This window comes from Psychrobacter fulvigenes (assembly GCF_904846155.1).
GTDB classification, from domain to species: Bacteria; Pseudomonadota; Gammaproteobacteria; order Pseudomonadales; family Moraxellaceae; genus Psychrobacter; species Psychrobacter fulvigenes.
In genome coordinates, this window is record NZ_CAJGZP010000001.1 from 1,074,730 (window position 1) to 1,086,511 (window position 11,782).

Here is an 11,782-nt window from a genome sequence, read left to right on the forward strand (position 1 = left end):
GGTATTAATTTACTATATTTACCTGACTCTCAATTTAATATGCACCATTGTAGGCTGTGGCTTTAGCCCAGCAACTTACTTCTGCAAAGTTATAATGCTGGGCTAAAGCCACAGCCTACGCAAATAATCTTAAATAGTTGAAAGCGGAGTTATATTTAAAATATAGCACTATTCTCATTTGCGAGTGTAGGTGCTTTGAATAGAGCGCAATAAAAAAGGAGACCTTTGTGAGTCTCCTTTTTATATCAATAGCTTTTAATAAATGGCTTAATCAGTCGAATATTAACAACCAAGTTTGCCTTCAGCTTCTAATGCTTTTTTGCTACGAATGGGCGCTGGGCAATCTTCGCCATAGTACTGACGGTCAGCAAAATAGCTTGAGCGTACCATCGGGCCTGCCCAAATACTAAAGAAGCCAATCTTTTTGCCATAATCCATATAACGCTGAAACTCGTCTGGATGCACGTAGCGGTCAACTGGGGCATGGTTCTTACTAGGTTGTAGATACTGACCAATAGTAATCATGTCTACGTCATGCGCCTTTAGGTCATCAAGCAGCGCATAAATCTCTTCTTCGGTCTCGCCAAGACCAACCATAAACCCGCACTTGGTCGCAATATCAGGGCGACGCTCTTTATAAAGCTTGAGCAAATCTAGCGAGTGCTGATAGTCAGAACCTGGACGGAAGGCTTTATACAGACGTGGCACTGTTTCGATGTTGTGATTAAAGACATCTGGCGGCGTCTCACACAATAAGTCTAGCGCGACGTCCATACGCCCACGAAAGTCTGGTACGAGTATCTCAATCAAGCAGTTTGGGCTAAGCGCTCTTGATTCATTGAGGACATCAACGAAATGCTGCGCGCCGCCATCTTTGAGATCATCACGATCGACAGAGGTAATAACGGCATATTTGAGCCCCAGACCTTGGATCGTCTCAGCAGTATGACGCGGCTCATCAGGATCAAGATTATTCGGACGACCATGTGCCACATCGCAGAACGGACAACGACGGGTACAGATATCACCCATAATCATAAAGGTGGCCGTACCATCAGCAAAGCACTGCGGCAAGTTTGGACAGGCGGCTTCTTCACAGACGGTATAGAGCTTTTGCTCGCGCAAGGTGGCTTTGATACGCGCCACCTCAGCAGGTGAAGACATCTTTACCCGAATCCAGTCTGGCTTTTTCTTCGCTTCGACAGTCGGAATAACCTTAATAGGGATACGTGCTACTTTGTCGTAGCCACGTAGCTTTTCGCCTTGAACGGCTTTTTTGGGCTTTGCTCTGGCAGCAGGGACATGGGTTTGGACGGCAGTTGTCATAATTAAATCATCTCTTAACCCTCTGTATAGTAAGGGTTTATGGAATTATCAGTATGTTTTATGAGTTGAGATATTATAGCAGATAATAAGCGCTAGGCGCTTAATCAATCTTGTTAAGAATGCTTGCTCTTACTATAGCTCATCTCTTTACCCTAGCTTTATTAATCGATATCTATGTCTAGCTCATTCAGTATTTCTATGGCGGCACGAAACGCCTCTTGGGTAGCAGGCGCACCGCAGTAAGGTAGACTGTGCATTAATACTTCTCGAATCTCAGCGACACTTGCACCGTTATTGATCGCGCCGCGGATATGTCCTTTTAGCTCATTTGGGCTTTTTTGAGCGATTAAAAAAGCGATGGTGATTAGAGAGCGATACTTACGCGGCAGGACTGAATCATCTTGCCAAGTACTGCCCCAAGCATGCTCAATGATCCAGTCTTGTAGAGGCTGGGTAAACGGTGTTGCAGAGTCAAGAGAGCGTTTTACATGTGCCTTGCCCATCACTTCGGTGCGCACTTTTAGTCCATTTTCATAATTAGAGGGCTTGTCCATACTGTCATCCTTTTTTAAATTCAATAAACCATAAAAGCTATCGCTGTTGGTCTCGTTTTTTGTGCGCTGTTATTTGCCAAATATCATTTGCTAGAAGTATAACAGCCACCTTGATTTTGGTTAACCTCATCTTGAAGATATTAAAAGTAGGTAGGGCTGGGCTGGAATATAAAAGAGCGGGATGAGCTAAAAAGGCTCTACAATCACCTGATTGATACCACCCATTTTTATAATAAATGTTGGCTATGTGAGTGATTTTGCCCTCGCCCCATTAACTTTTTAGCCATTATAGGCTATATTAGCGGGGATAATTATTCAATATAGTGCATCAACGCAGGCAGTCATACTGACTACTCACGTAATGTGCTGATCACCAACCGACGAGGACGACTATTGTGTTAGAAGCTTATCGTAAACATGTCGCAGAACGTGCTGAGCTAGGAACTGTACCCCTTCCACTGAATGAGAAGCAGGTAGCAGAATTGGTTGAGCTACTCAAAAACCCACCAGCGGGCGAAAATGAGTTCTTAATGAATTTGTTAGAAAACCGTATCCCAGCCGGTGTTGACCAAGCTGCTTATGTTAAAGCTGCATTTTTAGCCGCTATCCTCAAGGGTGAAGCTTCATCACCACTTATTAGCAAGAAAAAAGCTGTTGAAATCTTAGGTACTATGCAAGGTGGCTACAACGTTCAGCCATTAGTCTCTGCATTAGATGATGCCGATGTTGCACAAGACGCAGCCGAAGCGTTAAAAAAGACCTTGTTGGTATTTGACGCATTCAATGACGTCACTGAAAAAGCCGAAGCTGGTAATGACATCGCAAAAGAAGTCGTTCAGTCTTGGGCCGATGCTGAATGGTTCCTAAACCGTCCAGAAGTACCACAGAAATCGACTTACACGACGTTTAAAGTGACTGGCGAAACCAACACGGATGACTTGTCACCTGCGCAAGATGCGTGGAGCCGTCCTGACATCCCATTGCATTCATTAGCCATGCACAAAAACTCTCGCGACGGCATCACTGCTGACGAAGAGGGCGTTGTTGGTCCAATGAAGCAGATCGAAGCGCTAAAAGAAAAAGGCCATCCACTTGCCTATGTTGGTGACGTTGTTGGTACGGGTTCTAGCCGTAAGTCTGCGACCAACTCAGTACTGTGGCTCATGGGTGAAGACATTCCTAACGTGCCAAATAAGCGCGGCGGCGGTTTAGTATTGGGTAACAACATCGCTCCTATCTTCTTTAACACTATGGAAGATTCTGGTGCATTGCCAATCGAAAAAGTAGCGGTTGATAAGCTAAACATGGGTGATGTATTTGACATCTATCCGTACGAAGGCAAAATCACAAAGCATGACTCTGATGAAGTGTTGTCAACGTTCAAGCTAAACTCACCAACACTGCTTGATGAAGTTCGTGCTGGTGGCCGTATTCCATTAATCGTTGGTCGTGGCCTGACTAACCGTGCTCGTGAGTACATGGGTCTTGGTCATTCAGACGTATTTGCTAAGCCAGAAGAGCCAGCTGATACTGGCAAAGGCTTCACGCTTGCACAGAAAATGGTTGGTAAAGCTTGTGGCCTAGAAGGCGTACGTCCGGGTATGTACTGTGAACCAAAAATGACTACGGTCGGGTCGCAAGATACCACAGGTCCGATGACCCGTGATGAGTTAAAAGATTTGGCATGTTTGGGCTTCCAAGCAGATCTAGTGATGCAGTCATTCTGTCATACGGCGGCTTATCCAAAGCCAGTTGACGTTGAGACTCAGCACACCCTACCTGACTTCATCATGAACCGTGGCGGCGTCAGCTTACGTCCGGGCGATGGCATCATTCACTCGTGGTTGAACCGTATGCTACTTCCAGATACCGTTGGTACTGGTGGTGACTCGCATACTCGTTTCCCAATGGGTATCTCGTTCCCAGCTGGTTCTGGTCTGGTTGCATTCGCAGCAGCGACTGGTGTTATGCCACTTGATATGCCTGAGTCTGTGCGTGTCCGCTTCGTTGGCGAGCGTCAGCCTGGTATCACGCTACGTGACTTAGTCCATGCGATTCCTTATCAAGCAATCAAAGAAGGTCTATTGACTGTTGATAAGAAAGGTAAAATCAACGAGTTCAACGGTCGTATTCTTGAAATTGAAGGCTTAGAAGACCTAACCGCTGAGCAAGCGTTTGAGCTATCTGATGCCTCAGCTGAGCGTAGTGCTGCTGGTTGTACTATCACGCTATCTGAAGAGTCAGTGACTGAGTATCTAAACTCAAACATCACTCTACTTAAGTGGATGATCTCAGAAGGCTATGGCGATGCGCGTACTATTAGCCGTCGTATCGAGCAAATGCAAGAGTGGCTCGCAAACCCAAGCCTCATGCGTGCTGACGAAGATGCAGAATACGCCATCGACATGATTATCGACATGTCTGAGATCAAAGAGCCTATCCTTTGCTGCCCGAACGATCCAGACGATGCAAAAACCTTAGGCGATGTGGCTGGTGATACCATTGATGAAGTATTCATCGGTTCATGTATGACCAACATCGGTCACTTCCGCGCTGCCGGTAAACTCTTGCAAGACGTACCAGCAGGTAGCCTCAAAACTCGTCTATGGATTGCGCCACCAACCAAAATGGATGCGCGTCAATTGATGGAAGAAGGTTACTACAACATTTACGCTCAAGCCGGCGCTCGTACTGAAATGCCTGGTTGTTCACTATGTATGGGTAACCAAGCACGTATCGCACCGAACTCTACTGCGGTATCGACCTCAACGCGTAACTTCCCGAACCGTCTAGGTCAAGGCGCTGACGTTTATCTAGCGTCTGCAGAACTTGCAGCAGTCGCAGCGGTACTTGGTAAACTGCCTACCAATGAAGAGTATCAGCAGTACGCTGGCATGCTCAACAGCATGGGCGAAGAAGTGTATCAGTACATGAACTTCGACCGTATGGAAGAGTACACTGAAGAAGCGGATAAAATTAACGTTGCTCAGTTGACTTAATATTTGCCTTAAAGCTAATTAGTAAGATAAAAATAAACCCCGTATCGGAATGATGCGGGGTTTTTTTATAAATTTAAAATACAACGATAACGGTTTGCAAACCTTTATTGAGTGCTTATAATCAAAGTCGCTCATTTACCTTTGATTACCAACTCTCATTTTAGAGACTGCGAATCACTTAACCTATGGAAAATAGAAATATGCTTGATAAAGCGACGCCGCCACCCTTACCACAGAATACTGTCAATAATAATCATGCTGCGGAAGCAAACTACGGGATTATTGATTGGTTTAAAAAAGGCTTGAGAAATTACGTTAACTTCTCTGGTCGTGCTAGACGTAAAGAATATTGGTATTTCGTATTGGTACAAATGGGTCTGTTTTTTGTAGCGATGATGTTAGATAGCATGATATTTGACTCAGAAACAGGGCTGTTTTATGTGGTTGTAGCACTTGGTTTATTTTTGCCAGGTTTGGCAGTGACTGTTCGCAGGTTGCACGATACCAGTCGTTCAGGATGGTGGTTTTTGATATCCATTTTACCTTTGATAGGCTCTATCATATTATTGGTATTTTTGGTGAGCGATACCAAGCGTGAAACCAATCAATGGGGTCCGCCAGCAAAATAAGCGCTTCCTTGCCAATTAGACGATAAGTGCAGCAGCTGATTTCTTTCATGATCTTAGGTATAATATAAGCGCAGGCGGAAACCGTGGCTCTGCACTTAATCTATCTTTTCTATCTCGGGACGGACCGATACTTTGATCATGCACTTATAAACTTATGTGCTTTGGAGTTTTGGTTGATTACTTTATCCCCGCTCAAACGTCGCATCGTCTATGTGATTATCTTTGAAATTATCGCCATCATTGCATCTACCTTTGTCCTGATGCTGCTTAGTGGTGGTGATGCGGCAGAATCCTTACCAGTCGCTGTAATGGTTTCATTGGCAGCGGTCATCTGGAACTTTATTTATAACACCGCTTTTGAAGCTTGGGAGCGTCGCAAGCATGTGACCAAGCGCACATTTTGGATACGTAGTATTCATGCTTTGGGTTTTGAAGGCGGATTGGTTTTAATTTGCCTACCACTTTATATGATTTGGTACGATGTGAGTGTGATAAAAGCCTTTACGATGGAGGCGGCATTACTGCTCTTCTTCTTGGTTTATACTTTTATCTTTACCTTAATCTTTGACAAGATATTTACCTTACCGCATCAATATAAGACAGCTTCTGCCACTTAATGTGTCATTAGACTCATGATAATGGTACTGAGCATTTTCTATAGGGTTTTACCCAAATAAAAGGCTGCCAATTGGCAGCCTTTTTAATGATATTGCAAACCTGAGTTTTATTAGGAGACACCCTAATCTATTATTTACCTTGATAAACGGGCTTGCGCTTTTCAATAAATGCGGTAACACCCTCAATGAAATCATCAGTTTTAGCCAATCTTGCTTGTTGGTGCACTTCCATATCGAGTGCTTCATTCAAGCCTGAGTAAGCGTGAGTATTGAGCATGTCTTTCATGCTAGAGAGCGCCTTACCTGGCAGTGCACTCAGACGAGAGGCAAGCTTTAATACTGCGGCATCAAGCTCTTCCGCCGCTACCACTTGGTTGACCAAATTTAAGTCAGCCATGTCTTTCGCGCTGATTTTGTCGCCAAGCATCACAAGCTCAGTGGTCTTAGCCGGACCAACTAATTGATTTAATAAGTATACACCGCCAGCATCAGGTACGAGGCCGATGTGTACAAACGCTTGCACAAACTTCGCATTATCTGCGGTGATACGAAAATCGCAAGTTAGGGCCAAGTTCATACCTGCGCCTGCAACCGCGCCTTCTAGTTTGGCAATAATTGGCTTATGGATTTTACGCAGCTTTAAGCTGACTTCTCCAGCGCCTTCTACCATGCCTTTTAGTTTATTTGAGATCACTTCCTTATCGATACCCTCAGACAGCATCTCTTTGATATCGCCACCGCTTGAAAAGTTACCGCCTGCACCCTGCAAGACAATCACACGCACGTTCTCATCAGCTTCAGCTGCATCTAGCGCTTTTAAGACGTCTGCTTTTAGAGGTGTGCTAAACGCATTCAGGCTTTTTGGGTCATTTAGCGTGATGGTAGCAATATGGTTTTCGCTTTGGTACTCGATAAGAGATGCTGACATCTTGGATTTCCTTATTCTGTATGGCTATATGAAAGTTGATGGTAAATAAAAACTAATGTAACAAATGGGTCAGTGCTAATTACTAATGTTAATGACTAGTGTTGAATACTATAGCAGCTTGCCCTGATTATAAAAGCAGGTTTTGTAGGCGCTAAAGACACACTTGTACGTCTTGCAATATGTCCTAATAAAATGTGAATAGGCACAAGAAACATCGAAGATTTCATCGCCCAATAGTTCTTCAAAACACAGCCATTGAATATAAACAGTAAAAAACGTTACTATATTTCAGCAACTATAAAATAAATACAGTGCTACTGGGATGAATTTTGTGCAGCCTCTGGAGTGACAAAGTCGCACAGCAAGCAAGGAAAATTTATACCAGTAGCACGCCGTAATGGCTGTACTCTCGTTGTTTAAAATTTACTATATCAATGATGGTTTTCATTAAATAAACAGTGTGTTTATGCTAAAGTAAATTAGCGTTGCGCTAATCACTTTTCAATATAAATGATGGCAATATAAGGAAGTAACTATGCCCCATATTCAGGTAAATGATGTCAATATTTATTACGAAGACAGTGCACCAGATGATACGCAAAAGCCCGTTATGGTGTTTGCGCATGGACTGCTGTGGAGTACACGAATGTATGACAGACAGGTGGCGTATTTTCAAGATAAGTATCGCTGCATTGCTTTTGACTTTCGCGGGCAAGGGCAGTCGCAAATTACCAAGTCTGGCTATGATATGGAAACTTTGACTGAAGATACCCTTGAGCTGCTCTCAGCACTCAATATTGATAAGTGTCATTTTGTTGGGCTATCGATGGGTGGTTTTATTGGACAGCGCATCGCTATCAAGCGGCCAGAGCTTTTATTGTCACTAATGTTAATAGCAACTTCAGCCGATCCTGAAGATCCAACAAACATACCAAAGTATCGAAAGCTGATGACTGCGATTCGCTGGCTGGGCATGAGGCGTGTGAGCAAAAAGGTGCTGCCTATCATGTTTGGCAGTAGTTTTTTGGCAGATAAGGCGCGCAGACCTGAATGTAAAGAATGGTTGGCGCTGATGCAAGACAATCATAAGACTGGTGTGATAAAGGCCACACTGGGTGTCATAGAACGCTCAGGGACTTATGAGCAGCTTGGCGATATTAACACGCCGACACTGATTGTGGTCGGTGATGAAGATGCAGCGACGCCTTATGCCAAATCAGAACGTATGCATTTTGCAGTTGCAGGCTCTAAACTGGCAGTCATCAAAGGCGCTGGCCATACTGCAACGGTAGAAGAGCCCGAGCAGATCAATCGAGTAATGAGTCAGTTTTTAGAATGCTGTGTATAGCGTTTGAAAATGAGCACACGTCCAAATAAAAAGCCGCTATCAAAAATAATAGCGGCTTTTTAAATTGACATCGAAGTTAGATTCTTAACTGCTACATGCGTGAGCTATACTCACTATTACCGTCATCAATCGTTCCAAACACCTCAGCACGATTGACAATTTCAGCTGCCCAAGCGCGATGGGTGGCAGGCTCTAGCATGGTGTTATTATATTTAAACACCGCTTTGGCTTCACTATGGAGTATCGCTTGTGCTTCATCTAGCATGCTTTTTGGCACGCAATAAGCTTGTTGTACCAAGGCGATTTGGCTTGGGTGTATGACCGTTTTTCCTACCAGTCCCAAGCTCACATCGCGGGTCAGCTCTTGCATAAATAGCGTTGGCTGATCTAAGTACTCAAAGACAGGCGCGCTTAAATAAAAGCCGTGCGGTACGAAGCAGCCAAGCAGCTGATAGACCAGTGTGCCAATCGGTGAAGCGTAGATGATACTATTTTTAGGACGACGCAGGCGCAATGCGGCAAATAAATCATTGCCACCGATACGCAAGGCAAAGACTGGTTGATTAAAGGCTTCTTTAAAACCGATCGCCAGCTCTTGGTTATGATGCGGGTCAAATAAAGCCGCGGTCTCTAAGGTTGGCATCAATAGCTGGTCTGTGCTTAAGTTCTGACAGGCCATTCGCCAATTGGATAAACTATACATATCGACTTTAGGCAATACAAAACCATCAATCAGATCGATATGAGAAAACCCTGCTAGGTGTTCTAGCATCGCTGGATTACGTGGCCGTACAAAGACTAAGGGCCGTGTTGGTTGCTGATTTTTCTGACCTGTTTGCTGCTCTGAATGAAGACCAGCTTGCTTTGAAGGGTCATTGATACTGTCAACATGCTCAGCCCACGTATGAAGTAAAGCTTGCAAACGTTCAAGTGCCAACTCAACATGGCTATGGCTAACAGCATCTTCTAAACAAATAATAATGCTGTTAATGGTCGATAGCTTGTCACGCTTGATGACTTGCCAGATATCTTGGCGAGTAGCAGGCATATAGAGACTGGCGCCTAACTGATAAGGGTGATGAGCACGTGGCTTAAGCATCGCATGACGTTCAGTAATCAGATGCTCGTAAGACTGAGTATGACTATAGATATTGGATTCGTTGTTTGGCATGTCGGACATAATTGGCATCGTAAATAGTAATAAATAAGGGGTTATCTGGTTATCGGCGGTTATAAAAGGCAGGACATATCAATGAGTCGATGGCAATGGCTTAACTGTCTTTGCTACGCTGCTTGATAAGGGTGATGGCTTGATAGGGCAGTATTTTATCATCTAATACACTGATATTGATGTTTCTTTCGTCGCATAAATGTCGCAATAATACCGTATCAGGATGATCAGCGGTAGCGAGTAAAATGCGCTCTGGATCGCGGCGTAATATGGCGCGTGTTGCCTCTGCAATTGTCGGCTTAATACGATTGCGATTACTGATTTGATAGGTAATTGCCAACTCATCAATTAAATCAGCAGTCTGATAGCGTGGCTGCGTAAATGTTGGCAAACGTTTTAAAGGTATCGTCAATGCACGCCGTGCTGTATCAATATGATCGATAAACGCTAAGCTATGATCTGCTTCTACTAAATTATCATAAAAGACACTGCGATGCAGACCCGATTGCGGCTCAGTATATAGACTACGAGAAATCAGTCCAGATACCGTGCTATTTAATAAACCTGATGGAATCAACCAGTCTTCCTCACTAGCAGCCAACCAAGCGACGCCCGCTGGATCAGCGAGTGTAAGTAGCGGGATGGCGTCTTTTCCTTGATGGAATATATTGGCAAAATTGGGATGGCTAGGGTCACTAAAGACTTCTAAGCTACGAGCAAGCTCTTGATAAATGGCGCCTTTCCCTGTCCAGCCATCAACGAATACGATGGGGCTGTCTGGATAAGCGTCCAATATCATTTGCAAGGCTATGGGATCAAGCCCACGATCACGGATGATGCTAATACCGTAATGCACACTGGGCAGAGAGTAGTCGCTATCGGCATCGGCATCTGACCTTTCATTATCTGACCCTTTCCTATCTGATAAGGCACGCTGTAATAACACGCCAATGGGCAAACCTGCTCGTACTAAGCTGACCAATACTAATGGGCGCTCAGTACTGACCGTTTGCTCGAAAGTATGGTGTAGCGTATGCGCTAAATTAGCGATATCAGTCGCGGTTCTATTTGTGCCTTGCTCTAATGCCTGCGCGTATAATTGCTCATGCATAGCTGACGGCGCTTGCTCTAAAGTCAGCATATCTGAATAATGACGCTGCCCACTTTGGATAAGCGCTTCTTTTTGGCTGACTGGCACGTCTGCAACCGCGTCTTTATCGACAATATCGAGTAGCACTGTTACATCGCTGGCAAGGTAACTGCCTGAGCCGTATTTATCGAGTTTTTGAATATTGGGAGTGGTCATAGAAGGTTTTTTACTCATATAAGCTGCTGTCGTTATTATAATTATTAATATTTGAGAATTATTAAGAGCTGAGAATTACTAAGAACTAAGATTGTCGTGCAGTTGACCATGATTGGGCATACCGTACCAGTCTAGCAGTTGCAGAAACGGCAAATCTGCCAGACTGTCACCAAAGCCAAAACTCGGACGTTGACTATCTAAATGATGGTCTAATAGAAACTGTACCGCATGGTGCTTATGTACTGCATGTGGCAGTATCGCGAGATTGTTGGCGTTAACATGGACATAAAAATCCTGATCAAAATCACGTATTAATGTAGGTAGCTTTTTGGCTAATTCTGCCAATGCTTGATGGTCTTTTTGCGCATGTTTAATAGCCAGATAAATGGTCAATTCTTCATTAACAGAACCATTATTAAAACTATCAATATGCGGTGTAAATACTAATTGACTGTCATCTTTTCTACTGTAATCCGCGAATAATAGGCTTAGCTGGTTAAGTTTGTCTTGCAAGGGGCTAAGCTGCTCATACATATGCTGTTGCCATGCGCTTAATAGTTCGCCATCAGCTGTTAAAATAATCGCCCCATGAGTCAAAACTTGCCAACTGTCAAAAGGTAGCTTTACACGTTTGATTTCACTACGGTCGCGCGCGGTGACCACTATCAATTCGGTACTAGCAAGCAACCAATTAAAGAACGCAGCTTGCCGTTGGCTCATAAAGCTTAATGGTTCGGCTTGTTTGTTTACCGTGGCGCAGACTAAGCTTTCAGATTCAGCGGTAGGTAAATCCCAAGCGTCGATCTTACGCTGCGTCTGAAATAGGGTATCGTCTAAATCCATTAAGGCGTAAGGTTTGATAATGTTGGGGCTAGTCTTAAAGAAAGGGGTGGTCATAAAAGTG

At 44.1% G+C, this 11,782-nt stretch carries 10 protein-coding genes; 4 read left to right on the forward strand and 6 right to left on the reverse strand.

Annotation, left to right across the window (positions count from 1 at the left end; genetic code table 11):
* Positions 1-282: 282 nt before the first annotated feature.
* Both lipA and JMX03_RS04855 read right to left on the reverse strand, forming a co-directional pair.
* Complete coding sequence (gene lipA, locus JMX03_RS04850; protein WP_201575182.1) at positions 283-1,326, reverse strand: lipoyl synthase; 1,044 nt, start codon at positions 1,324-1,326, stop codon at positions 283-285.
* Positions 1,327-1,487: 161 nt separating this feature from the next.
* The gene (locus JMX03_RS04855) at positions 1,488-1,880 is read right to left on the reverse strand and encodes a carboxymuconolactone decarboxylase family protein (RefSeq protein WP_201575181.1); all 393 of its coding nucleotides are present in this window, start codon (positions 1,878-1,880) and stop codon (positions 1,488-1,490) included.
* Between the two features lie 395 nt (positions 1,881-2,275).
* On the opposite strand from JMX03_RS04855, the gene acnB reads away from it, so the two are divergent.
* The 3 genes from acnB (at position 2,276) to JMX03_RS04870 (ending at position 6,125) form a co-directional block, all read left to right on the forward strand.
* Entirely contained in the window at positions 2,276-4,879 is a 2,604-nt protein-coding gene (gene acnB / locus JMX03_RS04860) for a bifunctional aconitate hydratase 2/2-methylisocitrate dehydratase (RefSeq protein ID WP_201594897.1), read from the forward strand.
* 200 nt (positions 4,880-5,079) lie between these two features.
* Positions 5,080-5,508 (forward strand): DUF805 domain-containing protein, encoded by a 429-nt coding sequence (locus JMX03_RS04865; RefSeq protein WP_201575179.1) that lies wholly within the window; start codon positions 5,080-5,082, stop codon positions 5,506-5,508.
* A 173-nt stretch (positions 5,509-5,681) separates the two neighbouring features.
* A complete protein-coding gene (locus JMX03_RS04870; protein ID WP_227695329.1) occupies positions 5,682-6,125 on the forward strand; it encodes a PACE efflux transporter in 444 nt (147 codons plus the stop codon).
* Between the two features lie 130 nt (positions 6,126-6,255).
* On the opposite strand, the gene JMX03_RS04875 is transcribed toward JMX03_RS04870, so the two are convergent.
* Positions 6,256-7,053: an enoyl-CoA hydratase/isomerase family protein gene (locus JMX03_RS04875; RefSeq protein ID WP_201594899.1), complete on the reverse strand. Its 798-nt coding sequence runs from the start codon at positions 7,051-7,053 to the stop codon at positions 6,256-6,258.
* A 535-nt stretch (positions 7,054-7,588) separates the two neighbouring features.
* Here JMX03_RS04875 and JMX03_RS04880 point away from each other — a divergent pair.
* Complete coding sequence (locus tag JMX03_RS04880; RefSeq protein WP_201594901.1) at positions 7,589-8,401, forward strand: alpha/beta fold hydrolase; 813 nt, start codon at positions 7,589-7,591, stop codon at positions 8,399-8,401.
* A gap of 91 nt (positions 8,402-8,492) precedes the next feature.
* Here JMX03_RS04880 and JMX03_RS04885 read toward each other — a convergent pair whose 3' ends face one another.
* From JMX03_RS04885 to JMX03_RS04895, 3 genes are all read right to left on the reverse strand, one after another.
* A complete protein-coding gene (locus tag JMX03_RS04885; protein WP_201594902.1) occupies positions 8,493-9,581 on the reverse strand; it encodes an HpcH/HpaI aldolase/citrate lyase family protein in 1,089 nt (362 codons plus the stop codon).
* A gap of 91 nt (positions 9,582-9,672) precedes the next feature.
* Positions 9,673-10,878 carry a cysteine protease StiP domain-containing protein gene (locus tag JMX03_RS04890; RefSeq protein WP_201597811.1) on the reverse strand — a complete coding sequence of 402 codons (1,206 nt, stop codon included), beginning with the start codon at positions 10,876-10,878 and terminating at the stop codon, positions 9,673-9,675.
* 78 nt (positions 10,879-10,956) lie between these two features.
* Positions 10,957-11,775, reverse strand: a complete 819-nt coding sequence (locus JMX03_RS04895) for an HAD hydrolase family protein (protein WP_201594904.1) — start codon at positions 11,773-11,775, stop codon at positions 10,957-10,959.
* Positions 11,776-11,782 lie beyond the last annotated feature (7 nt).